21 protein-coding genes are annotated in these 24,383 nt (G+C 69.3%); 12 read left to right on the top strand and 9 right to left on the bottom strand.

Annotated elements, in window-relative coordinates; translation table 11 throughout:
• Position 1: 1 nt before the first annotated feature.
• Complete coding sequence (locus GVY39_RS29255; protein WP_223520572.1) at positions 2-667, bottom strand: TetR/AcrR family transcriptional regulator; 666 nt, start codon at positions 665-667, stop codon at positions 2-4.
• A gap of 220 nt (positions 668-887) precedes the next feature.
• On the opposite strand from GVY39_RS29255, the gene GVY39_RS29250 reads away from it, so the two are divergent.
• The 4 genes from GVY39_RS29250 to GVY39_RS29235 all read left to right on the top strand — a co-directional run bounded on the left by GVY39_RS29250 (position 888) and on the right by GVY39_RS29235 (position 5,930).
• A complete protein-coding gene (locus tag GVY39_RS29250) occupies positions 888-2,423 on the top strand; it encodes an amino acid permease (RefSeq protein WP_159930141.1) in 1,536 nt (511 codons plus the stop codon).
• A 71-nt stretch (positions 2,424-2,494) separates the two neighbouring features.
• Positions 2,495-3,247, top strand: coding sequence for a DUF1989 domain-containing protein (locus GVY39_RS29245; RefSeq protein WP_159930140.1), 753 nt, complete (start codon positions 2,495-2,497; stop codon positions 3,245-3,247).
• The gene (locus GVY39_RS29240; protein ID WP_159930139.1) at positions 3,244-3,864 is read left to right on the top strand and encodes an urea amidolyase associated protein UAAP2; all 621 of its coding nucleotides are present in this window, start codon (positions 3,244-3,246) and stop codon (positions 3,862-3,864) included. Before GVY39_RS29245 ends, GVY39_RS29240 begins: the two co-directional genes overlap by 4 nt.
• On the top strand, positions 3,861-5,930 hold the full coding sequence (locus GVY39_RS29235) for a 5-oxoprolinase/urea amidolyase family protein (protein WP_159930138.1): 2,070 nt from the start codon (positions 3,861-3,863) through the stop codon (positions 5,928-5,930). Before GVY39_RS29240 ends, GVY39_RS29235 begins: the two co-directional genes overlap by 4 nt.
• A gap of 43 nt (positions 5,931-5,973) precedes the next feature.
• Here GVY39_RS29235 and GVY39_RS29230 read toward each other — a convergent pair whose 3' ends face one another.
• The gene (locus GVY39_RS29230) at positions 5,974-7,128 is read right to left on the bottom strand and encodes an epoxide hydrolase family protein (RefSeq protein ID WP_159930137.1); all 1,155 of its coding nucleotides are present in this window, start codon (positions 7,126-7,128) and stop codon (positions 5,974-5,976) included.
• A gap of 62 nt (positions 7,129-7,190) precedes the next feature.
• On the opposite strand from GVY39_RS29230, the gene GVY39_RS29225 reads away from it, so the two are divergent.
• A complete protein-coding gene (locus GVY39_RS29225; protein WP_159930136.1) occupies positions 7,191-8,141 on the top strand; it encodes a YafY family protein in 951 nt (316 codons plus the stop codon).
• Positions 8,142-8,147: 6 nt separating this feature from the next.
• Here GVY39_RS29225 and GVY39_RS29220 read toward each other — a convergent pair whose 3' ends face one another.
• A complete protein-coding gene (locus GVY39_RS29220) occupies positions 8,148-8,549 on the bottom strand; it encodes a RidA family protein (RefSeq protein ID WP_159930135.1) in 402 nt (133 codons plus the stop codon).
• A 30-nt stretch (positions 8,550-8,579) separates the two neighbouring features.
• On the opposite strand from GVY39_RS29220, the gene GVY39_RS29215 reads away from it, so the two are divergent.
• Both GVY39_RS29215 and GVY39_RS29210 read left to right on the top strand, forming a co-directional pair.
• Positions 8,580-9,143: a CGNR zinc finger domain-containing protein gene (locus GVY39_RS29215; RefSeq protein ID WP_236565737.1), complete on the top strand. Its 564-nt coding sequence runs from the start codon at positions 8,580-8,582 to the stop codon at positions 9,141-9,143.
• Between the two features lie 87 nt (positions 9,144-9,230).
• On the top strand, positions 9,231-10,007 hold the full coding sequence (locus GVY39_RS29210) for an SDR family oxidoreductase (protein WP_159930134.1): 777 nt from the start codon (positions 9,231-9,233) through the stop codon (positions 10,005-10,007).
• Positions 10,008-10,020: 13 nt separating this feature from the next.
• On the opposite strand, the gene GVY39_RS29205 is transcribed toward GVY39_RS29210, so the two are convergent.
• On the bottom strand, positions 10,021-11,031 hold the full coding sequence (locus tag GVY39_RS29205; protein ID WP_159930133.1) for an NAD(P)-dependent alcohol dehydrogenase: 1,011 nt from the start codon (positions 11,029-11,031) through the stop codon (positions 10,021-10,023).
• A gap of 90 nt (positions 11,032-11,121) precedes the next feature.
• On the opposite strand from GVY39_RS29205, the gene GVY39_RS29200 reads away from it, so the two are divergent.
• Positions 11,122-11,775 carry a TetR/AcrR family transcriptional regulator C-terminal domain-containing protein gene (locus GVY39_RS29200; protein ID WP_159930132.1) on the top strand — a complete coding sequence of 218 codons (654 nt, stop codon included), beginning with the start codon at positions 11,122-11,124 and terminating at the stop codon, positions 11,773-11,775.
• Between the two features lie 3 nt (positions 11,776-11,778).
• Here GVY39_RS29200 and GVY39_RS29195 read toward each other — a convergent pair whose 3' ends face one another.
• Positions 11,779-12,252, bottom strand: a complete 474-nt coding sequence (locus tag GVY39_RS29195; protein WP_159930131.1) for a MarR family winged helix-turn-helix transcriptional regulator — start codon at positions 12,250-12,252, stop codon at positions 11,779-11,781.
• 106 nt (positions 12,253-12,358) lie between these two features.
• Between GVY39_RS29195 and GVY39_RS29190 the strand changes: the two genes are divergently transcribed.
• Positions 12,359-13,495, top strand: a complete 1,137-nt coding sequence (locus GVY39_RS29190; protein ID WP_236565735.1) for a GDSL-type esterase/lipase family protein — start codon at positions 12,359-12,361, stop codon at positions 13,493-13,495.
• Between the two features lie 36 nt (positions 13,496-13,531).
• Here GVY39_RS29190 and GVY39_RS29185 read toward each other — a convergent pair whose 3' ends face one another.
• The gene (locus tag GVY39_RS29185; RefSeq protein WP_370523837.1) at positions 13,532-14,089 is read right to left on the bottom strand and encodes a TetR/AcrR family transcriptional regulator C-terminal domain-containing protein; all 558 of its coding nucleotides are present in this window, start codon (positions 14,087-14,089) and stop codon (positions 13,532-13,534) included.
• 128 nt (positions 14,090-14,217) lie between these two features.
• Between GVY39_RS29185 and GVY39_RS29180 the strand changes: the two genes are divergently transcribed.
• The 3 genes from GVY39_RS29180 to GVY39_RS29170 are packed head-to-tail and all read left to right on the top strand — an operon-like array spanning position 14,218 to position 15,865.
• The gene (locus GVY39_RS29180; RefSeq protein ID WP_159930128.1) at positions 14,218-14,775 is read left to right on the top strand and encodes a peroxiredoxin-like family protein; all 558 of its coding nucleotides are present in this window, start codon (positions 14,218-14,220) and stop codon (positions 14,773-14,775) included.
• Between the two features lie 29 nt (positions 14,776-14,804).
• Entirely contained in the window at positions 14,805-15,254 is a 450-nt protein-coding gene (locus GVY39_RS29175) for a DUF1772 domain-containing protein (RefSeq protein ID WP_159930127.1), read from the top strand.
• Complete coding sequence (locus tag GVY39_RS29170) at positions 15,251-15,865, top strand: YHS domain-containing protein (RefSeq protein WP_159930126.1); 615 nt, start codon at positions 15,251-15,253, stop codon at positions 15,863-15,865. Before GVY39_RS29175 ends, GVY39_RS29170 begins: the two co-directional genes overlap by 4 nt.
• Before the next feature lie 28 nt (positions 15,866-15,893).
• Here the strand turns inward: GVY39_RS29170 and GVY39_RS29165 are convergent, their stop codons facing one another.
• The 3 genes from GVY39_RS29165 to GVY39_RS29155 form a co-directional block, all read right to left on the bottom strand.
• Positions 15,894-16,493: a Uma2 family endonuclease gene (locus GVY39_RS29165; protein WP_159930125.1), complete on the bottom strand. Its 600-nt coding sequence runs from the start codon at positions 16,491-16,493 to the stop codon at positions 15,894-15,896.
• Between the two features lie 86 nt (positions 16,494-16,579).
• Positions 16,580-17,149: a Uma2 family endonuclease gene (locus GVY39_RS29160; RefSeq protein ID WP_159930170.1), complete on the bottom strand. Its 570-nt coding sequence runs from the start codon at positions 17,147-17,149 to the stop codon at positions 16,580-16,582.
• 134 nt (positions 17,150-17,283) lie between these two features.
• Positions 17,284-24,383 (bottom strand): non-ribosomal peptide synthetase (locus GVY39_RS29155; protein WP_159930124.1); only part of this gene is annotated, 7,100 nt, incomplete at its 5' end.

The following is a 24,383-nucleotide window of genomic DNA, read 5'->3' as shown; positions in this document are numbered from 1 at the left end:
CTCACGCCGCGAACCGGTCCAGCAATACGACCGCCGCGGCCCGTGTCGCATCCAGGTCGCCGGGCCAGCCGAGCGTGCGCAGCACCGCCGCCGGAATGGTCCGCTCCGCGTGCCGGGGTGCGGCGCCCTCGTCGGAGCGGATGCTGATCACGGTCTCCACCAACCGGAACGGCAGCGACTCGGTGCCGGGCGCACTCGCCGAACCGCCTTCGGCCAACACCTGCGCGGCCGCATTCTCGTAGTGCTCGCGCAACTGCTCGCGTCGCAGGCGGAACGCGGCGAAGCGCTCGGTACGCAGCTCCGGCAGCAGATACAGCGCCCCCAGGTTCCAGCGCGACGCGCACAGTTGCCGCACGTCGAACAGGGCCAGCGCGTACAGCCGGACCGGCGCCGGGTCGGTCGCGCCGCGCAGCCGCTGCGCCAGTTCGATGGGCGCGGCGACGGTTTCGGCGAGCAAGGCGTCGAGGATGTCGTCCTTGGCCGCGAAGTGGTGATACAGCGAGGCCTGGCGGATGCCGACGGCGTCGGCGATCGCCCGGGTGGAGGTGTTGGCGTACCCCTGGGTGGTGAACAGTTCGCCTGCGGCGTCGAGGATTTCCGCACGCGGCGTCTGCCCGCGTCGTCGCCGCTGTTCGACGCGCGGCCGTCCGGGACCCACGTTCGCCACCGCCTCATTCTGGCAGGTAGCCGCGGGCGCGCTCCGACGCGGTAGTCGTCCGCGTCGTTTCGGCACGACGAGCGGTGCGGTTTCTGTCATTTGACAGAAATAACGGCAACACAGAAGTTACCGGACGCACCAGAAGCGATACACGCAGGTCACCGAAAGCGCGATCGCGCCCGCAAAACTATCGTCTGATAGTTATTGGTCGCACGCCGAAGGACCGCCCATGGCAACCACGCTCGCCCCGACCTCGCCCCCCGACCTCACGGGTGACAGCGCCGACCTCGCCCGGTTCGGCTACCAGCCCGTCCTACACCGAAAGCTCGGCCGCTACGCCTCGTTCGCGGCCGGGTTCTCGTTCGTCTCCATCCTCACCACGATCTTCCAGTTCTTCGGCTTCGGCTATTCGTTCGGCGGAGCCGCCTTCTTCTGGACCTGGCCGATCGTGTTCGCCGGACAGTTCCTCGTGGCGCTCAACTTCGCCGAACTGGCCGCGCACTATCCGATTTCGGGCTGTATCTACCAGTGGTCCCGGCGGCTCGGCGGCGAACTCGTCGGCTGGTTCGCGGGCTGGATGATGATCATCGCGCAGATCGTCACGGCCGCCGCGGCGGCGATCGCGCTGCAGGTGGTACTGCCCTCGATCTGGAGCGGATTCCAGCTCGTCGGCTCCGACACCGCGCTCGCCTCGCCGACCGGCGCGACCAACGCCGTGCTGCTCGGCAGCATCCTGCTGGCGGTGACCACGCTGATCAACGTTGTCGGCATCGATCTGATGGCGCGGATCAATTCGATCGGCGTCACCATCGAGATCGTCGGCGTTCTGGCGATCATCGCGCTGTTCTTCACCACCGCCGAGCGCGGGCCCGGCGTGGTGTTGCGGACCGATCAGGCCGCACCTGGCCCCTACTGGGCCGCGTTCCTGGTCTCCGGACTGATGGCGGCGTACGTGATGGTCGGATTCGACTCGGCTGGTGAGCTTTCCGAGGAGACCAAGAATCCTCGCCGGGTGGCGCCACGCACCATTCTCACCGCGCTGTCGGTTTCGGCGCTGGGTGGCGGGCTGATGCTGCTCGGCGCGCTGATGGCCGCACCGAGCCTGTCCGACGGCGCGCTGGCCTCCGAAGGCCTGGCCTACGTGCTCACCGCGAAGCTGGACAGCCCGGCGGGCAAGGTGCTGCTCGGCTGCGTCGCGGTCGCGATCACCGTGTGCACCCTCGCGATCCAGACCGCGGGCTCGCGGCTGATGTTCTCCATGGCGCGGGACGGGAAGCTGCCGTTCGCGAGCAGGCTCGCCGCCGTGCACCCGCGATACGGCACGCCTGCGCTGCCCGCCGTGGTGATCGGCGTGCTCGGCATCGGACTGCTGGTGCTCAACCTGGGCAACGCCGCGATCTTCGCGACGCTGGCCAGCGTCTGCATCGTCACGCTGTACCTGGCCTATCTGCTGGTGACGGTACCGCTACTGGTCCGCAGGTTCACCGGCCTGCCCGACGCGGGCACCGACGCGCGGCTGTTGCGCCTGGGCCGCTTCGGCATTCCGGTCAACGCGCTCGCCGTGGTCTGGGGCGTCGCGATGGTGGTCAACCTCGCCTGGCCGCGGGCGGAGGTCTACGCCCCGGACGGCGGCGGTTGGTGGATGCGCTGGGCCGCGCCGCTTTTCGTGCTGCTGGTGCTCACGATCGGCGTGCTGGTGCACCGCTTCGTGGTCGGCTCATCGCGCGGTGTGGTGAGCGCCGAGCCCGCACCGCAACCCGCCTGATCGATCGGGTGCGGTGGTGTACCGCCGCACCCGGCCGCCTACACCGCAACCGGCATTCGAAAGGATTCACCGTGACAAGCACCGCGAATACCTCCGGCGCGCGAGCGCACGCACGATCGCAGGCCGCCACGGCGACCATCGCGGAGCCCGCCGCGCCCGCCGGGGTCACCGCGTCGAGGATCACCTTCGCCCAGCGAGTTCCCGCGGGCGGTTACGCGAACGTCGTCCTCGGCCGCGGCACCCGCGTCCGTCTCCACGACCCCGACGGCGCCGCCTGCGCGCACCTGCTGCTGGTGCGTGCCGAAGCGCCGTGGGAGCGCTTGAACGTGGCCGACACCCTCAAGGTTCCGTGGCAGGCATACCTGGGCGAAGGCCACCCGCTGCTGTCGGACCAGGGCCGCCTCCTGGCCACCGTGCTCGCCGACACCTCCGGTCACCACGACGCGCTCTGCGGCCCGACCACTCGGGCCCGCGACCTGCTGCGGCTCGCGGGCGCCAAACACGGCCTGCGACCACGGGACATCGGGCCGACGGTCGCGTTCTTCCGCGGCGTGCGGGTGGAGCGGGACGGAGCGCTCACCGCGACCGGCAGCGCCGCCGCCGGCGCCTCGGTCGATCTGCTCGTGCACCTGCCGGTCACGGTGCTGATCGCCAACACCGCGCATCCCCTCGACGATCGGCCCGCGACAGACCTCGACGTCGTCGCGTGGGCCGCGCCGGAAGACCTCGCTGTCCCGGGCGGCGAGGACCCGGAATACCGACGTGCCGTGCGGAACACCGAACAGGCCTGGACGGCCGCCCTGACCCTGGAGGTAACCGCATGACTTCCGCCGCGGCCCGCACCGTCGTGCTCGACGAGACCGTTCCCGCCCGCGCTCCGTGGTCGGCCGTGATCCGGGCGGGCGAGTGCCTGGAGATCATCGATCTGCACGGCAACCAAGCGGTGGACTGCCTGCTGTACTCGGCGGCCGACCACTGCGAGCGCTACAGCGCGCAGGCCACGGTGGCCGCCCAGCGCAACATATTCCTGACCACCGGCAGCGTGCTGCGCACCGACGCGGGCACGGCGCTGATGACGGTCGTGGCCGACGAAGTGGGCAATCACGACACCATCGCGGGCGCCTGCTCGCAGGAGTCCAACACGCTGCGCTACGGCCACCACACCCGCCACCAGCACGCCTGTGTGGAGAACTTCCTCACCGAAGCCCTGCGCTGGGGCCTGGGCAAACGGGACCTGGTCTCGAACATCAACTGGTTCATGAACGTTCCGGTCGAGGCGGACGGCACTCTGGGCATCGTGGACGGGTTGTCCGCGCCGGGCAAGCGGGTCACGTTGCGCGCCGAGATCGACACGCTGGTACTGGTTTCCAACTGTCCGCAGATCAACAATCCCTGCAACGGCTTCGACCCGACTCCCGTACGCATGGTGGTGTCGCGATGACCGTCGCCGCACTACCGGTGGCCGGGGCTGTACCGGCCACGCCCCCGGCGCGCGGCCGGGTCGAGGTCGTTCGGCCCGGCATGCTGACCACCGTCCAGGACTGGCCCGGCCGCATCGGGTACTGGCACATCGGCGTGCCGCCGTCGGGCCCGATGGACGATCTGTCGTTCCGCCTGGGCAATCGAGCGCTCGGCAACGACGAAGGCGCCGCCGGACTGGAATGCACCCTCGGCGGGCCCGCGCTCCGATTCACCGCGCCCGCTTGGGTTTGCGTCACCGGCGCTCCGACCGACGTGACGGTGGACGGCATCCCCGTGCCGCAGTGGCGCACGCTGGCCGTACCCGCGGGCGGCGTATTGGACGTCGGCGTCGTGCGCGGACCGGGCATGCGCTGCTACGTGCTGATCGCGGGCGGCATCGACGTGCCCGGATACCTCGGCAGTGCGGCGACCTTCACACTCGGCCGGTTCGGCGGCACGGGTGGCGCCTTGCGCGCCGGTGAATCGCTTCCGTTAGCCCCGCACCGGGGCCGGATCACGACTGCCGTGCCGATGGAAGAACAGCCGGTGCTGGCCCGGCGCTGGGAACTCGCGGTCACCGAGGGCCCGCACGGCGCTCCGGAGTTCCTCACCCGCGCCGACTTCGAGACCATCGTCGGCACCGACTACGAGGTGCACTTCAACTCCGACCGCACCGGTGTCCGGCTGATCGGGCCGAAGCCGCAATGGGCCCGCGCCGACGGCGGCGAGGCGGGCCTGCACCCGTCCAATATTCACGACACCCCGTATTCGGTGGGCGCGTTGGACTTCACGGGCGACACCCCCATCCTGCTCGGCCCCGACGGACCGAGTCTCGGCGGTTTCGTCTGCCCGGTCACCGTCGTGGCGGCCGACCGCTGGAAGCTCGGCCAACTGTCCGCGGGCGACAGCGTGCGGTTCGTTCCAGTCCGCGGTGACCGCGCCGCCTCGATCCGGGAACTCGGGCCCGCGCGCCGCGCCGCGTGGCCGACGGTGCTGTCGGCGGGCGGCGACGGTGACGACGGCGTGCTGCGCCGCGCCGAGGTCGACGACGAAACCGCGGTGACCTACCGCCGCGCGGGCGACGACGCAGTGCTGGTCGAATACGGCGCCATGACGTTGGATCTGGGCCTGCGCGCCCGTGTGCACGCCCTGCATCAGCATCTGCTCGCCGCCGGGGTGCGCGGCGTGACCGAGCTGACCCCCGGCATTCGTTCACTGCAGATTCGGGTCGATCCGCACGTCTTGTCCGTGCCCGCGCTGCTGGACCTGCTCGCCGAAGCCGAGACCCAGCTGCCCGCCTCCGATCAGCTCGTCGTGCCCAGCCGGGTCGTCCATCTGCCGCTGTCCTGGGACGACCCGTCCACGCGCGAGGCGATCACCCGCTACATGCGCGGCGTGCGCGCCGATGCGCCTTGGTGCCCGTGGAACATCGAGTTCATCCGCCGCATGAACGGCTTGGCTTCCGTCTCCGAGGTCTACGACACCGTGTTCGGAGCCGAGTACCTGGTGCTGGGCCTCGGCGACGTCTACCTCGGCGCGCCGGTCGCCACCCCCACCGATCCCCGGCACCGGCTGGTCACCACGAAATACAATCCCGCTCGCACCTGGACCCCGGAGAACGCCGTGGGCATCGGCGGCGCCTACCTGTGTGTCTACGGCATGGAGGGGCCGGGGGGCTACCAGTTCGTCGGACGTACCACGCAGGTGTGGAATCACCGAGCCCGCGGCGCGCCCGCGATTGCGCCAGGCGCCGACCGCACCGCTTCAGGAGCAGAAACGCCCTGGTTACTGCGTTATTTCGATCAGATCCGCTGGTATCCCGTCGAAGCGGAGGAACTGCTCGACATGCGCGCCGACTTCTCCGCGGGCAACGTCCGTGTTCGAGCCGAGGACGGTGAATTCCGGCTGGCGGACTACCGGGCGTTCCTCTCCGACAACGCCACGTCCATCGAGGCCTTCCGAGCGAAGCAGGCGCAAGCCTTCGACGCGGAACGGAATTCCTGGCGATCGGCGGGCGAACTCACCGCTCAGCGGGACAGTCGGTAGCCGCCGCCAGGGTGTCTTCTCGAACCAGATGCGGGCCGCGGGTTCAGCGTAGGTCCCGGAAGAACTCGCGGATGTCGGTGGTGAGCAGCTGGGGTTCCTCCATCGCGGCGAAGTGGCCGCCGCGATCGACGTCGGTCCACCGCGTGATGGTGTTCTCGGTCTCGGCGTAGCGGCGGATGCCGACGTCGTGCGCGAAGACCAAGGCCGCCGTCGGCACGCCGGAGTTCTGCGCCAGCGCGCCCCACGGCGATTCCTGGGCGTAGCCGACATACGCCGACGAGCCCGCGGTTCCGGTGAGCCAGTAGAGCATCGCGTTGGTCAGCAGCCGATCCCGGTCGAGGATCTTGTCCGGCTCGACGCCGCGCGGATGCGTCCACTCCCGGAACTTGTCCATGATCCAGGCCAGTTGCCCCACCGGCGAATCGACCAGTCCGTATGCCAGCGCCTGCGGGCGCGTGGATTGGATGGCGATGTAGCCGAACTCCTCTCGCATGAATGCCTCGATCCGCCCGATGCGGTCGCGTTCCAGGTCGGTGAGGCTCGCCAGCTCCTCCTCCGCGAGCGGCAGCGGCGGGTGCGGGCCGGGCCCTCCGTTGACGTGCACGCCGATCACCTGGCCCGGCGCCGTCCGGCCGACCTGCGGGCTCACCTTCGCTCCGATGTCGCCGCCCTGCACGCCATAGCGCTCGTAGCCCAGTCTGCGCATGAGTTCGGCCCACGCCGCGGCGATCCGATCGATCGTCCACCCTGCCTCGGCGACCGGCCCGGAGAATCCGAATCCCGGCAACGACGGGATGACCAGATGGAACGCGTCGGACGGGTCGCCACCGTGCGCGCTCGGGTCGGTTAAAGGTCCGATGACGTCGAGGAATTCCGCCACCGAACCCGGCCAGCCGTGCGTCAGCAGCAGCGGCAGCGCGCCGGTCTCGGGCGAGCGGACATGCAGGAAGTGGATGGGCTGCCCGTCGATCTCCGTCGTGTACTGCGGATATTCGTTGAGCTGCGCTTCGGCTGCACGCCAGTCGTATTCGGTGCGCCAGTACTCGACCAGCTCGCGCAGCCAGACGGTCGGCACGCCGGTGTCCCAGCCGTCGCCGGGCAGTGCGGCGGGCCAGCGGGTGGCGTCGAGACGAGAACGCAGGTCGTCGAGCTGCTGCTCGGGGATGTCGATACGGAACGGTTTGATCTCGTTGCTCATGCCTTCGACGCTATAGCCTGCCTAGGACAACTATCGCCCTAGCTCTCGGACAGACTTCTCTTATGCTGGAAACCTCGGCGCGGCTGCTGCGCCTGCTGTCGCTGTTGCAGACGCCCCGCGATTGGACCGGCGCCGAACTCGCCGAACGACTCGAGGTGGACGTGCGCACCGTCCGCCGGGACATCGACAAGCTGCGCACGCTGGGCTATCCGGTGGACGCGACGCCCGGCGTGGCGGGGTACCGGCTCGGCGCGGGGGCGAAACTGCCTCCGTTGCTGCTGGACGACGACGAGGCGGTCGCTGTGGCGCTCGGCCTGCGCACCGCGGCGGGCGGCACCATCGCGGGCATCGAGGACAGTTCGCTGCGCGCTCTCGCCAAATTCGAGCAAGTGCTGCCCGCGCGGCTGCGCTACCGCGTCGGCACACTCCAGGCCGCGACGGTCACGGTGCCCGCGGGCGGGCCCACCGTCGATCCCGACGTGCTCACCGCCGTCGCCGCCGCCATTCGCGATCAGCACCGTCTGCGCTTCGACTATCGCGATCACGACGGCGTCATGTCGTCGCGCACCACGGAGCCGCACCGCCTGGCGCACACGGGCAGGCGGTGGTACCTCATCGGCTGGGACGTCGACCGGGCGGATTGGCGCACCTATCGCGTCGACCGCCTCCATCCGCGCATCCCGACCGGACCCCGTTTCACCCCGCGCGAAGCACCCGACGCGGACCTGTCCGGATACCTCACCCGCGGCGTCACCACCGCGCCGTACCGCTACGCCGCCCGCATCACCATGAGCGTTCCAGCGGAGGTGGCCGCCGAGCGCATCGCGCCGACCGTCGGCGTCATCGAGGCGCTGGACGCCGAGAGCTGCGTGCTCCGGACCGGCGCCAACTCGCTCGACGAACTGGCGATCTACGTCGCCACCTTCGGCTTCCCGTTCCGGGTGCACGAACCACCAGAACTCGTCACGCACATTCGCGAGCTCGCCGCCCGCCTCGCCGCGGCGGTCGGGTGACCGGGTTCAGGCCGGAACGGCGGCCACAGCTTCGATCTCGCAGACGGCGCCGGGCACCGCGAAACCCGCGACCTGGGCGACAGTGATCGCGGGCGGGTTCGGGCGGTTGCCCCATACCTCGCCGAACGCGGCGAATCCGTCCTGCAGCGGCTCGCCCTCGCGGACCAGGATCGTCCACTTCACCACGTGCTCGATCGAGGCGCCCGCGGCGGCGAGACACGTCTGCAGGTTCGCGAAAGCCTGGCGGGCCTGCGAGGCGACGTCCGGGCCGACGACGCGACCGGAAGCGTCCACTCCGTTCTGCCCGCCCACGTAGATCGTGTCCGCGGCGGCCGACACCCGCACGACCTGGGTGAAAGCCGGGTTGCTGTGCAGCGTTTCGGGATTGATGTGCGTGCTGATCGTCATGCGAGCAATGTAACCAGTTAAACTAGTGTCATGCAATCCCGCGCCAGTCTGCCACCCGATCTGCGCCGCCGCTTCCGTACGGGACGAGCCGCCCTCGACCTCGTGCACACCGGCGGCGAAGGCGAGCTCGCGGTGTGGGAGATCATGCACACCGTCGAGGATCTGCGCCGGTTCCTCGGCGTGATCCTCGAACTGGACGAGCTGACAGCCGAGGAATCGGATCTGCCGACGATGCGGACGCTGCGTGCCGCGATCGCCGGCACGGCGTACGGCCTCGCGACGGACGAGCAGTTGTCGCCGGGGAACATCGCGGCGATCAACGCCGTCGCCGCCCAGCCCCCGCTGATCCCGGAACTCCGGCTCGACGGCACCGGCGGCTTCGCCGACGCGACGGCGTCCGCGGCGCTGTCCACGCTCGCCCGCGACGCCATCGACCTGTTCACCAGCCCGCTGGCCGACCGCATCCGGGTCTGCGCCGCCCAGGATTGCGGCTTGCTGTTCGTCGATGCCTCGCGTCCCGGCCGTCGCCGCTGGTGCTCGATGGACCGCTGCGGCAACCTCAGCAAGGTGCGCCGCTACCGCGCCAAGGAGTGATCGGATGTCACAGCCCGTGTCCGCGCGTCGTCGTCTCGGTGAAGCGATGGGAACGCCCCATCGGCACCGATGCGATCGGAGACAGTCATGACCACGAAAATCCTTGTCACCGGCGGCACCGGCACCCTGGGCCGCCAGGTGCTTCCACTACTGCGCGAGACCGGCGCCGACGTGCGTGTCCTGAGCCGCACCGAGCGTCCCGCGGACGGCGGCGTCGAGTTCGTCGCCGGGGACCTCCTGCGCGGCGACGGCATCGATGCCGCGGTGACGGGTGTCGACACCATCCTGCATCTGGCCGGCGGCGCCAAGGGTGACGACGTGGCGACCGCGAATCTCCTGCGCGCAGCGGCAACCGCGAGTGTCGGGCACCTCGTGTACATCTCGGTCACAGCCGCCGACCTGCTTCCGCTGACCTACTTCCGCGCGAAATTCGCCGCCGAGCAAGCCGTAGCCGAATCGGGCATCCCCTGGACCACGCTGCGGGCTGCGCAGTTCCACGACTTCGTGCCGAATCTGGTGGACAAGATGCGGAAATCGCCGGTGTTGCCGGTGCTGGGCGGGGCGCGCCTGCAACCGGTGGACACCCGTGAGGTGGCGGCCCGGCTGGTGGAACTGGCGGGCGGCGCACCCGCCGGACGGGTGCCGGATCTGGTCGGCCCGGAGGTCTTCGGGATGCGCGATCTGGTCCGCGACTATCTGGCGACGCTCGGCAAGCGGCGTGCGCTGCTGACCGTCCGGGTGCCGGGCAAGGCGGGCCGGGTCTACCGCGCGGGCGAGAACCTGGTGACCGAAGGCGCCGAGGTGGGCAAGCTGAGATGGGCGGACTACCTCGCGGAGCACCAAGGCGCGGTCCGGGCCGGATGACTCGCCGCCCGGCTCAGACGACGATCACCGTCTTGCCTTGGGCGTGCCCCGCGGCGACATGGGCCACCGCCGAGGCGGCCGCGGCGAGCGGAAAGCGCCGTTCGATCACCGGGCGCAGTTTCCCCTCGGCGGCCAGCCCCGCCAGGAACTCGAGGTCCGCCCGGAACGGGCGCATCAGCAGGGGACGCATGGTCTGGCCGACCACCAGGCCGGTCAGCACCACTTTGGCCACCCACAGCACCGGACCGAGCCAGTCTCCGCCAGGCGCGCCCGCCGAAGAGACGAAGACCCCTTTCGGTGCGAGCACCCGGCGGCATGCGGTCAGCGGCCGATTGCCCACCAAATCGAGCAGGACGTCGTATCGATCCGTGTCGCGCGTGAAATCCGCGGTGGTGTAATCGATCACGCGATCGGCGCCCAGCGCGCGCAACGTCTCGACGTGGCGTGGGCCGCACACCGCCGTCACGTCGGCGCCGAGCGCCTTGGCGATCTGCACCGCGCTCGTTCCCACACCGCCCGACGCGCCGTTGACGAGTACTTTCTGCCCGGCGCGCAGTCCGCCGACATCGCGCAGACCTTGCAGCGCCGTCATGCCCGAATCCGGCAAGGCCGCGGCCTCGATCACGGTCAGGCCATCGGGAACGCGCGCGAGCCGCCCGACCGGCACGCGCGCGAATTCGGCGAAGGCTCCCGAGTCGACCGCACCGAAAACCGAGTCCCCACGGTCGAATTCGCTCACGCCGGGACCGACGTCGACGACATCGCCTGCCAGGTCGTGCCCGATGACCGGGTACTTCGGCCGCCGAAGGCCGAAACCGAGCCGGATCGCGCAGGGCTTGCCGGTGAGCAGGTGCACGTCGCCGCGGCATACCGCCGCCGCGCGCACGCGGACCAGCACCTCGCCCGCGGCCGCGACCGGACGCGGCACCGCCTGCGTCCGAAGCGCCTCGCTGGAGCCGTATCGCGGCGCGACGATCGCGGTCATCGTCGCGCGCTCGATGGTGGACTGCTGGCCGTCGGACATGGCATCCCTCGCCTTCATTGGACACTTACAGTGTAAGTGCGACGCCGTCGACGCTACGCTTACACCGTAAGTGCGTCAAGAGAGGGGACCATGCCCGAGTCTCGCCCGCCGCTCACCAGGGACGCGGTGCTGCTCGCCGCGGTCCGGCTCGCCGACGAGCACGGCCTCGCCGCGCTGTCCATGCGGCGACTGGCACAGGCACTCGGCGTCGAGGCGATGTCGCTGTACAACCACGTGCGCAACAAGGACGACCTGCTCGACGGCATCGCCGATCTGGTGGTCGGCGAGATGACGCCACCCGCCGCCGGCGGCGATTGGAAGGCCGCCCTGCGCGCCCGGTCGGCCTCCGCCCACGAGGTATTGCTGCGCCATCCGTGGGCGACCGGACTGATCGGCTCCCGGATCAACGTCGGCCCCGCCATGCTGCGCTACATCGATGCCACCGTGGGCTGCCTGCGCGCGGCGGGATTCTCACTGCCACAAGCCGACCGCGCGTGGAACGCACTCGACAGCCACCTCTACGGCTTCACCTTGCAAGAGCTGCATTTTCCCTTGGCGCCGTCCGAATATGCCTCCGCCGCACAACAGTTCCTGCCGCGCATCCCAGCCGAAGAGTATCCCCACATGAACGCGCTCTCCCAGCTGGTCATCGATGGGAAACACACGGGCATAGCCGATTTCGGCTTCGGGCTCGACCTGATCCTGGACGGCCTGGAGCGGCTGCTGACCGAGAGCGCGGACTGACGTTCAATCCATCCGGAACGTGGCCTCCGGATTGGACGTATCCCGCACGATTCGCAACGCCTCGGACAACGCAGTGAGCTGATCGGGCCTCAGCAATCCGACGAACCAGCGGTCGACGGCGGCGAGATAGTCCGGCAGCACCTGCGCGAGCCGTGCCGCGCCCGCGTCGGTGAGCACCGCATAGGAGCTGCGCCGATCCCCCGGGTCCAGCTCCCGTTCGACCAGCTCGGCACGAGCCAGCCGATCGACCAAGCGGGTGACGCCACTGGTCGACAGCGAGGTCTGCACCGCCAGCTCCGACATGCGCAGCCGACGCCCCGGGGAGCGGCTCAGCCGCATCAGGGCGTTGAGATCCAGCCCGGACACACCGTGCGCCTTCCAGACGGGCTCCAGCTTGGCGACCACACCGCCGTGGGCCTCGAACAGCAGGCCCATCGTGGTCAGACGTGGATCGTCGAACAGCTCGCTCACGTCCATGAGGGCAACCTACCAAAAGTTTCCACGCGGATAGTTGACAGGAGGAACAAGTCACCGTAGAACTATGCATACGCATTATTCCTCGCGTCAAATAATGGAGGTTCTCATGTCGCCGAACGCCTGGATCGCCGGATTCCGCACCGGGGTGATCCGCCCGGACGAGCGGATCAGATTCGCGGATTCACGCTCGTTCACCCACCAGACGGTGCGCCAGGCACTGCGCCTCGCGGGGGGCGGTGCGCAGGTGCGGATCAGGCTGACCAACCGTTACGGGACGACGCCGCTGACGATCGGCGCGGCGCGAGTCGCTCTGCGCAAGACCGGCAGCGAGATCGTCCCCGAGACCGATACCGCGCTGCGGTTCGACGGCGTGGAGCAGGTCGTCGTCCCGGTGGGCGGCGAAGTTCTCAGCGACCCGGTGGAGTCGGCCTTCTCGGCGGGCGCGGATCTGGCGCTGAGCCTCTACCTGCCCGGCCCCACCGGTCCGGCGACCTACTCACACCAACCCGGGGAAACCGCCTACATAGCGGACGGCGACGTCACGTCCGGAGCAGCCCTCCAAGCCGCCGAGGAGGTGCCCGCGCGATTCTTCGTCGTCGGCGTCGACGTGCTCGCGCCCGCGGACACGCCGGTGGCCGTGGCTTTCGGCGACTCCTGGTTCGAAGGCGTCGGCACCACACTCGACGCCAACCGCCGCTCGGTCGACGTCCTCAACGAACGCCTGGAGCGCGGCTGGGTGGTCAACCAGGGCATCGCCGGAAATCGGCTGCTGACCGACGAGGTGGGTGAACCGGGCCTGGCGCGCTTCGACCGCGACGTGCTCGACGTGCCCGGCGTGACCAGCGTCCTGGTCAACTTCGGCATCAACGACCTCACCCTGGGCGGCATGGTCGGCCAGCCGCCCGCGACCGCCGACGAATTGATCGAGGGCTTCACCACCCTCGCGCAGCGGGCGCACGCGGCGGGCCTGACCATCCACGCCGCGACGATCGGCCCCTACGGCGGCGTCATCTACGAAGGTCTGCACGTCGCCGAGACGCTGGCGACCCGCCGGCGCGTGAACGAATGGCTGCGCGGCTGCGAGGTCTTCGACTCGGTGTTCGATGTGGCCCGTGCGGTCGAGGACCCGCAGCGGCCTGATTTCATCCGACCCGGCTTCGACAGCGGTGACGGCATGCATCTCAACGACGCAGGGGCTCGGGCGATGGCCGAAAGCGTCGATGTGGCGGCGCTTTTCGGCTGAAGATCACGCGCGGGACGGTCACGCACCCGGTGACCGCTAGGGCCTGAGCCCGCGCAGCACGATCTCGACACCACCTCGGAATTCGTCGTCGGCCGACATGTTCTTGGCCTGGCCCGCGGTCTGCGTCAGATGCGGGTAATCCTGCGCGGGGAGTTCGGACATCACGATCGTCCCCCGCCCCGGCAGCGGCGCATAGTGCGTGTTCTGGAGGTAACCGATCAGGAAGGCGATCAAGGTGCGCTGGGCGATGACCCGCGCGCGGCCGGTGAATCCACCCTCGGTCAGCACCGCGAGCATGGCTTCCATCACACGTAGCGATTCCACCGACGACTGGCGATGCCGCAGCACGAGCGGCACGGCGGCCGGATGAGCCGCGAACCCGTCCCGGATGTGTTCGAGCAGTGCGGTCACGCGCGTCTTCCACTCGCCTTCGGCCGGGAGTGACGTGTCGATGGAAGCGAACACCTGATCTGCCACCAGCACCTCGAGCGCATCGCGATCGCGCACGTAGCGGTACAGGGCCATGGTGGCCACGCCCAGTTCCTTGGCCACCGCACGCATGGTCAGCGCGGACAGCCCGTCGCGGTCGAGCACGGCGAGGGCCGCCGCGGCGAGATCGGCAGTGCTCAGCGAGCGGGGACGGGGCACGGATTGACAGCGTACAAGCTACGCGCATACTGGTTGTAGGCGTACAAAGTACACCTACCTAGAAGGAGTTCCCCATGTCGCTGCCCAGCGCTGTCTCCGGCCGAACCCTGGTCACCATCTCCGGTGCACGGGTCCAGGTGCCGGATCCCGATCGCCTGCTCCATCTCCAGTTCCGGCGATTCGCCGGATGCCCGGTGTGCAACCTGCACCTGCGCTCGATCGTCACCCGCAGGCACGAGATCGCCGCGGCGAACATTCGCGAGGTGATCGTCTTCCACTCCAACGCGGAAGAATTGCGCAAGTACACCGCCGAACTGCCCTTGGACGTGATCGCCGATCCGTACCGCGAGCTCTACCGCGAATTCGGCGTCTCGACCTCGCCTCGCGCCCTGCTCGACCCGCGCGGCTGGCCCGCCATTCTGCGCGGCGTCGCCCAGGCCGCTCGGGCCACCCTGCGGCGCGGGCAGGTCGCCCCGCCCGTCAAGCCCGAGGGCGGCAGTCTCGGGTTGCCCGCCGACTTCCTGATCTCCCCCGACGGACGCGTCCTCGCCGCGAAGCACGGCACGCATGTCTACGACCAGTGGTCGGTCGACGAGTTGCTCGCCCTCGTCCCGGCGGAGCAGCGCGCGTGAGAATTGCCGAAAGACCGCTCCTGGCCCGGATGTTCGCACTACTGTTCGGCGGACTGCTCGCCGGTGCGTTCGGCTATGGAGCGGTGAACGTCCTCTACGCCTTCCGCAAAGTTCCGCTGGAGGTGCGCTTCACCTTCCACACCGCGCTGATGAGCGTCAACGGCTTGGTCATGCAGTCGCTGATGGGCCTGACCGTCCTGAGCACGCTGGTGCTCGCCGCCCGTTCCACCGGCCGATCACGCCTGCTCGCCGGTAGCGCGGGCGTGCTCGCGATCGCGGCGTTCCTCATCACCCGGCTCGGCAACGTCCCGATCAACCAGGAGATCAAAGTATGGGCGGTCAGCGGTCCGCCGGCCGACTACGCCGAAACCCTCAGCCGTTGGGAGGCCTTCCACTTCGCGCGCACGGCCTGCGCGCTGGTGGCATTCCTTTTGGTCGCGCTGACCACCCTGCTCCCCGCGAAAGAAGCACGCCCATGATGACCGTCGAACTCTTCGTCTCCGACAACGCACTCACACCCGACCGCAAACGTGCTCTCGCCGATCGCATTCTGCGCGACCTGACCACAGAGCCCGCCGCACCGGATTCGGTACTGGCGAAGGCTCGTGAATTGACCCATGTTCTGGTGCGCGACGCCGACGTGTGGGCGACCGGCGGACCCGCCCTGGAGGACGCCCCGCGCTACCTAGCGCGGCTCACCGTCCCCGGATCGTGGGCGAACAACAGCGAATTCGGCGGCCACGTGATCCCACTGATCACCCGAGCCATCGCCGAATCCGAGGCCGAGCCGGGACGCCTGACCCGCGATCCGCACTGCGTAGTCCAGATCGTCGGCCTACGCGAGAACAACCTCGGCGCCTTCGGCCGCACGCTCACCGCCACCGAGATCACCAAGCTGATGACCGAGGACTACCGGACCTCCGGCGACCGAGCCGAGGCCCCCGAGGGTTACGCCATCGACCCGATCTGCGGCATGACCGTCGAGGTGTCCACCGCCCGCTTCACCCTCACCCACGACGGCACCGACTACGCCTTCTGCGCCCCGGTCTGCCGCAAGATCTTCGCCGAGGAGCACGCCGTGCCGCTGTGAGCGCGCTTCCCTCTGCCATGCGAGGTCGTCAGGGCTGTTCCAGTACGTCGAAGGGAATGGTCGCCTCTACCGGGTCATCGAGTAGCAATACACGTCGGTGAACCGTGTGGGCGCGATAGCGGCGACCGGACCAGTCGAGACGGTATTCCTCGATCTCTTCGATTCGTTCTTCCTTCTGATCGAGCCGGACGATCAGGTACCGAGGAATACCGGCGGCCGCGTACTGGATTCGCTTGTCATTGATATCGGCATCGATGGTGGATTCGGACGTGACCTCGACCACCAGCAGAATGTGCGCACGAACGGTGTTGACGTCGTAGGGTTCGCAGTCCCGGATCCAGATGTCGGGGTAGCGGATGTTCAACCGCCGATCCGCCGCTGTGGATTCCGCGTCAGCGAATCGTGCGGCAACGTCGGAGTCCACAACCATGCACGGCCCGCCGTCGCGCCGGGCCGTCTCCAGCATCCCGGCCAGCCGCCGGACCACGCGACTGTGCACGGGGCTCTGGGCCATCAGCCGCACCACACGCCCGTCGACGATCTCGATGTCACCGAGCCCGGCAGTCGCCCCTTCGGCGAACTGCTCGGCAGTCACACGCAGTATCTGTTGCTCGTCGGGGGCGCTCATAGCGACATCATCGCAGTTCGAACCGAACCGGACCATGCACTCGGCTGATGATCATCACCACGACCGAGAATCCCCCTACAGCGAGGTCAGGGCAGCAGCGTCACCGGGTCGATCGTGAACTCGAAGGGACTGCGCAGGGTGACCGCATTGCCCGCGGCCACCCGGTGGGTCAGCTCGTAAGCATGGTCGTCGCCGAGCTCGTGGGCGAACAGAACAGGAAGAGACTCCCCTGGCAACTGTCCTTTGAACGGGTTGGGCTCGAATCGCCAGTAGTTCGGGATCCCGGCCTCCGCATAGACCACTGGTTTGACCATGCGGTCCTGCAACGTCGTGGATTCGGACACGACCTCGACAACGAGTTCGACTTGGTGAGCGGGAACGCCCCTGGCGTCCAGATCAATCGGCTCGGCCACCACCATGAGATCGGGGATCGGTTCGTCATCGCCGATCAGCACGCCGACGCCTTCCAACACCAAGCGATCTGTTGGCAACACCGCGTCGAGGGCACGCCCCAGCCATCTGACCAACAACTGATGGCGAGGTTTCGGTGCGGCATTTACGACGAGCTGACCATTCAAGACCTCGTAGCGCAATTCATCTTCGGGCATGTGATCGAGGTCGGCAGCCGTCCAACCATCGGCGTGCGGAACTGGCATCGCCACGAAACCACCTCCAACCTCGGCGAACGACGGCGTCAAGTCGCCGCCGACTCTGTTCGAGTCTAGGCGACCCACCGATCCGAACCCGCCGGTGAAAGTGCGAATCGACGCACTTCACCGGCGGATCTCGGCTATACCCGCTCCGCGATCACGATCGTGATCTCGTCGCCCGCCGCCTCGGTCGCTTCGCCGGGCGTCGCGAACCAGTGGGTGACCTCGCCCTCGGCCAGGTCGGTTTCCAGGTCGCCGGTCGGGAGGACCGAGAGGGCGCCGGCCGTGGCGGAGGTCAGGAACTCCAGGACTGCGGCGCGGCCGGACACAGCGGTGGTGAACGTGGTCGACTCGAAGTCGATCCCGTTCTCCTCGCGGATCCGTTCGGCTTCGGCGAGCGCCTCGGACTGGGTGATCGCGACCACCCCGGCCGCCGTGGTGACGACGAACGCGGGGTGTTCCTCGCCGAGCGGGCGGACCCGGTCGGCGTAGGACACCGGATGCGACGCCGCCGCGGCGATGTCCTGCTTCACCCGGGCGTCCCCGAGCGCCACCGAGCGGATGTCGCTGTCGGCGACCGGTTCGGCGGTGATCGCGTAAGCAGCGCCGGCGGCGGTCAGGTCCTCGGCCGTGAGGTCGCCCGCGAACAGGCACGCCGCGCCGGCCTTCTGCACCGCCCAGGCCGCGACCACCGCGTCCACCGAACGCGGCAGCGTCACCGCGACGATGTCGCCCGGTCCCGCGCCGCGGTCGATGAGCACCCGAGCCAGCTGCGAGGAGCGCCGATCCAGCGCGTGGAAAGCGACCTCGTCGTCCCCGGCCAGCAGGGCGGGTGCTTCCGGATCCTCTTCCACGACCTCGGCGAGCACCTTGGCCACCGTGCGCGCCCCGACCCGGCCCACCGGCTCCGGCGCGGAACCTGTTGCCGCGATACCGGATTCGACCAGCAACCGGGCCCGTTCGTCCTCGTCCAGGATGTCGATGTCACCCACGAGGGCGTCCGGATCGCCGAGCAGCGCCTCCAGCACCCGCACCAGCCGCTCGGCGAGGGTCTCGACCTCCTCGGCGGTGAACCGGCTGCCCAGGTACTTCAGGGTCAGCTCGATCGTGGATTCCGCGATCACCAGCAGCGTCATCGGGTAGTGCGTGGCGTCGTTGACGCCGACGCCGGTCACCGACATGCCGTCGATCGAGCTGGCGGCCGAGATCGCTTCCTTGTCCATCGGATACGACTCGAACACCAGCAGTGTGTCGAACAGCGAGCCGGTGCCCGCCACCCGCTGGATGTCGGTGAGCCCCACGTAGTGGTGCTCGAGCAGCCCGGCCTGATCGCCCTGGAGGCGCGCCAGCAGCTCGCCGATGGTCTGGCGGTCATCGATACGCAGCCGCACCGGCAGCGTGTTGATGAACAGACCAACCATCGACTCGACGCCGGGCAGCTCGGCCGGGCGGCCGGACACCGTCGCGCCGAACACCACGTCGCCGCGACCGGTGAGCCGACCGAGCAGGATGCCCCAGGCCGCCTGCACCAGCGTGTTCACCGTGACGCCGAGCTCGGCGGCATGCTTGCTGATCCGGCGCGTGCGGTCGGCGTCGAGCTCGGTGACGACCTTGCCGATCTCGTAGTTCTCCGTGGCCCGCGGCTGCGGCGCGAGCTGGGTGGGCTCGTCGACGCCCTCCAGCGCCGCGGCCCAAGCGCGCAGCGAGGCGTCCCGGTCGCGCCCGGCCAGCCAGCCGAGGAAGTTGCGGTAGGAGGCCACCCGCGGCAGCGCCGTCTGGTCGCCGCGCACCGCGTACAGCACCAGCAGATCCCGCATGAGCAGCGGCATCGACCAACCGTCCAACAGGATGTGGTGGGTGGTGATGGCCAGGTGCCATTGCGTCTCGTCGCTGCGGAACAACGTGAACCGGATCAGCGGCGGGGTCGCCATGTCGAAGTGCGTCGCCTGCTCGGCCGCGACCTGCCTGCGCAGTTCCGCGATCCGCTCCTCGGCGGGCAGATCGGTGAGATCCACCTCGCTCCACGGCGCCTCGACCCGACCCAGCACCACCTGCGCGGCCTGCCCGTCGGAGTCGGTGACGAACGCGGTGCGCAGGTTCGGGTACCGGTCGACGATGCCTTGCGCCGCCGACCGCAACCGCGCCGCGTCCAGCGCGCCGCCCAGGTCCACCACGGCCTGCATGGTGTACACGTCCACGGTGGACTGGGTCATCATCGCGTGGAACAGCAGACCGGACTGCAGCGGCGAGAGCGGCCACACCTCGGTCAAGGCGGGGTAGGCCCGTTCCCACTGCTCGATGTCCTGCTGCCCCACCCGCACCAGCGGCATATCCGACGGCGTGAAGCCGCCCGCGTCCGGCCGCCGCGCGTGGGTGGCCAGCGCGGTGAGCGCCTCGACCCAGAGCTCGGCGAACTCCTGGACCCGGTCCCGGTTCAGCAGACCGGTCGGGAAGGCGAACGACGCGCCCAGCCGCGGTCCCTCGTCGGAGTCGGTGACGATCGCGTTGATGTCGATCGTCGCGTTGGCGGGCATGTCGAGGTCCATGTCGACGTCCAGCTGCCCTAGATCGGCCACCGGCGCCCAGCCGATCTCGGCGAGCTGCTCGGGGATCTCCCCCGCCGACATCCGGCCCAGGTAGTTGAAGCTGATCTGCGCTGCGTCGGATCCCGCCCTGCTCCCGCCCGCGCCACCGAGGCTCGGCGCCGTCTCCGGATTGAGCTGCCGCAGCAGGCCGTAGCCCAGACCCTTGTCGGGCACCGCGAGCAACTGCTCCTTGATCGACTTCACGATCTCGCCCAGCGCGGCTCCACCGGCGAAGGCGTCGGTGAGGTCGGCGTCGGCCAGATCGAGCCGGACCGGGTATGCCGAGGTGAACCAGCCGACGGTGCGTGACAGGTCCGCGCCCGGCACGACCTCCTCTTCGCGGCCGTGGCCTTCCAGCTTGACCAGCGCGGCCTGCGAGCCGTCCCCGCGCCAGCGGGCGACCGCCATGGCCAGCGCCGAGAGCAACCCGTCGTTCACCCCGCCCCGGTACAGGCCCGGGATCGCGGTGAGCACCGCGTCGGTGACCTCGGCGGGCACGGTGATCTCCACTCGCTCGACGGTGGCGAACGTGTCCACCGCCGGGTCGAACGCGCGCTCACCGAGCAGCGGGTCCGGTGTGGCCGAGACCTGCTGCCAGAAAGACAGTTCCGCGACCCGTTCCGGCGCGCTCGCCGCCTCGACCAGGCTGTGCGCCCAGCGCCGCATCGACGTGCCGCCCGCGGGCAGCGTCGCCGGCTGACCGGCGACCAGCTGCGACCAGGCGAGCGCGAGATCCGGGATCAGGATGCGCCAGGACACGCCGTCGACCACGAAGTGGTGCGCGACGATCAACAGCACATCCCGCCGCTCGCGGTGCTCGACGTCGGCCTCCGCAGACCCCTCCGTGGCGCCCTTCGCTCCGGCCGAGAAAGCGAACCAGACGAACTGCGCCATCGCGGCCTCAGCCGGATCGAGCCTGCCCAGCGCGCCGTCGAGCGCATCGGAGGCGACACGGGACAGCTCCGCCTCGTCGATGTCGGCGGCCAGGTCGACCCGGTGCACCAGGGCGTCGACGTTCACCGCGCCGTGCGGCAGCGCCTCGAACGTCCAGTCGGCGCCGGTACGGCGCAGCCGTGACCGGAGCACGTCGTGGTGCTCGTATACCGCCGCGATGGTGCCGACCAGAGTCTCCCGGTCGATGCCTTCGGGCAGCCGCAGCGCCATGGTCTGCGAGAACCGCTGGTAGGACGAGCCGCTGGCGAGGATCTGCCGCATGATCGGGGTCAGCGGGATCTCGCCGACACCGCCGCCGGGCAGTTCCTCCAGCCGCACCTGCTCCGTGCCCGTGCCGAGCGCGGCGATCTCGGCCAGCGAGGCCACGCTGCGCCGCTCGAACACGTCACGCGGAGTGAACAGCACGCCGCGCGCCTTGGCCCGCGAGACCAGCTGGATCGACAGGATGCTGTCGCCGCCGAGCGCGAAGAACGAGTCGTCCAAACCGATCTGCTCGACGCCGAGAACCTCGGCGAACACTTCGGCGATGAGGGCCTCGATCTCGCTGGCCGGCGCGCGGAACTCGCGCGGGGCCAGCTCCGGCTCGGGCAGCGCCTTGCGATCCAGTTTGCCGACCGGGGTCAGCGGGATCTCATCGATCACCACGATCGCCGTGGGCACCATGTGCGGCGGCAGGCTGCGCGCGGTGTACTCGGTCAGCCGTGCGGTGTCGATCGCGCGACCGGGCGCGGCCAGCACGTAGGACACGAGAATCGTCGCGCCCGCATCGGTCTTGCGACCGATGGTGATCGCGTACTCGACGTCCTCGTGGCTCGCCAGCACGGTGTCGATCTCGCCGAGTTCGATGCGGAAGCCGCGGATCTTCACCTGGAAGTCCGAGCGGCCCACGTAGTCCAGCTCCCAGCGCACCGACGCCACCGCGGCGTTGCCCGCCCGCTCGCCGGGTTCGGCGAACCAGCGCACCACGTCACCGGTGCGGTACATCCGCGCGCCCTCGTCGCCCCACGGGTTGGCGACGAACCGGTCCGCGGTGAGGTCGGGACGGTTGTGGTAGCCGCGCGCCAGCGCGTCACCGGCCAGGTACAGCTCGCCCGCGACGCCCGGCGGCACCGGGTTGAGCCGGTTGTCCAGCACCAGCGCGGACATACCGCGCACCGGGCGGCCGATGGTGATGTGCCTGCCGGGGGTGAGCTGGGCGTAGGACGAGATGATCGTGGCCTCGGTCGGGCCGTAGGCGTTGAAGTACTTGCGGCCCGGCCACCACTTGGCCAGCAGTTCCGGCGTGGTGACGTCACCGCCGACGGAGGCCACCTCGAGCGCTTCCATGCCTTCGGGATCGACTGTGCCCAGCACCGCGGGGGTGATGATCGTGTGGCTCACCCGCTCGGTGCGCAGCAGCTCGGCCAGGTCCGGACCACCGATGATGGTCGACGGCACGACCACCAGCGTCGCGCCGGTGTGGGCGGCGCACAGCCATTCCAGCACCGACGGGTCGAAGCTCGGCGAGCAGATGTGCAGGAACCGGTGGTGCGATTCCAGCTGGTACAGGTCGGTCGCGACGCCGACCAGCCCGCCCATGCCCGCGTGGGTCACGGTGACGCCCTTGGGCATACCGGTCGAACCGGAGGTGTAGATGACGTACGCCGGGTGGCGCATGGCCAGCTCCGAGATCCGGTCCGCGTCGGTGACCGGCGCCGGAGACCGGCTCTCGACCAGCGCACCGAACTCCGGATCGTCGATCAGCAGCCACTCGACGTCGCGCGGCAGCCGATCCACGTACTCGCTCGCGGTGATGCCGATGACCGCGCCGGAGTCGTTGACCATGTGCCGCATGCGGTCTTCAGGGTAGGTCGGGTCGATCGGCACGTGCGCGCCGCCGGCCTTCGCCACCGCCCAGAACGCGGCGACCATCTCGTAGGAACGCGGGAACGACAGCGCGACGATTCGCTCCGGTCCCACCCCGCGCTCGATGAGCACCCGCGCCAGGCGAGAGGAGTACTCGTCCAGCTCCCGGTAGGTGATCGAGCGGCCCTGGTAACGCACCGCCACCTGTTCCAGGTCCAGATGCGCGCCGCGCTGCAACAGGTCCGGCAGCAGGCCGGTGGTCATGACGTCCTTGCCCTGCACGTGCGTGAGCAGATGGTGCTCCGCCGCGTCCAGCAGGGGCAGGTCGCCGATCGGGGTCTCGCGGTCGGCGGTGATCGCGGTGAGCAGCCTGGTGAAGCGCTCGGCGAACACGTGCACCGTCTCCTCGTCGAACAGGTCGCGAGCGAACGAGAACTCCGCGTACATGCCCGTGCCGTCGGGGTTCTCCCCAGCCTCGCGCATGGTCAGCGACAAATCGAACTTGGCGGTGTCGACATCGAACTCGACCGCGCCCACGTGCAATCCGGGCAGTTCGAAGCTGCTCTCGGGCAGGTTCTCGAACGACAGCGCCACCTGGAACAGCGGGTGCCGCGCGGTGGAGCGCTCCGGGTTGAGCAATTCCACCAGCCGCTCGAAGGGCAGGTCCGCGTGCGCGAAGGCCTGGAGGTCGGTTTCCTTGGTCCGGGCGAGGAACTGCTCGAACGTCAGGTTGCCGTCCACGTGCGAGCGCAGCACCAGCGTGTTGACGAACATACCGATCATGTCGTCGAGCTCGGCTTCGCCGCGGCCCGCGATGGGGGTGCCGACCGCGATGTCGTCGGTACCGGACATGCGCGCCAGGAACAGCGCCAGCGCGGCGTGCACGACCATGAACAGCGTCGCGTTCTGCTCCCTGGCGATCGCGGTCAGGTTCCGATGCAGCTCGTCGGAGATCGGGAACAGCACGCGCCCGCCTGCGAACGACTGCGTCGTCGGACGCGGACGGTCGGCGGGCAGGTTCAGCTCGTCGGGCAGCCCGGCCAAGGTGGTGCGCCAGTAATCGGCCTGCTGCGAGATCAGGCTCTCCGGGTCGGCCTCGGAGCCGAGCACCTCGCGCTGCCAGAGGCTGAAGTCGGCGTACTGCACCGGCAGTGGCGCCCAGCCCGGTTCCACGCCGGCCGAACGGGCCGCGTAGGCGAGCATCACGTCGCGGGTCAGCGGGCTCATGGACCAGCCGTCCGCGCTGATGTGATGCGCGACGAACACGAGCACGTATTCGGTTTCGCTGACGCGGAACAGCTTCGCCCGCAACGGAACTTCGGTCGTCACGTCGAATCCGGCCGAGATCACCTCGATGATCCGGTGACGGATGTCCTCGGGCGCGACCGCTTCCGGCGTCAGATCCGGCACGGCCCGCTCGGCGGGCACGATCACCTGGTACGCCGTGCCGTTCTGTTCGGGGTAGATAGTGCGCAGCGTCTCGTGCCTGCCGATGACGTCCCCGACCGCCGATTGCAGCGCCTCGACATCCAGCTCGCCGGTCAGCCGCACGGCCACCGGGATGTTGTTCACCGCCGAGGCGGTGTCGAATTGGTTGAGGAACCACATGCGCTGCTGGGCCAGCGACAACGGAATCCGCTCCGGACGCGGACCAGCGACCAGCTCGCGACGGCCACCAGCACCCGCGTGCTGCTCGACCTTCGCCGCCAATCCAGCCACAGTCGAGGCCTCGAACAGCACCCGCACCGGAACACGCGCATCCAGCGCCGCGCCGATACGCGCCGCGACCTGCGTCGCCAACAACGAGTTACCACCCAAAGCGAAGAAATCATCATCCGCACCGACACGCTCGACAC

The organism is Nocardia sp. CY15 (genome assembly GCF_009829295.1).
Lineage (GTDB): Bacteria > Actinomycetota > Actinomycetes > Mycobacteriales > Mycobacteriaceae > Nocardia > Nocardia sputi.
This window is presented reverse-complemented; position numbering and strand designations above follow the sequence as displayed.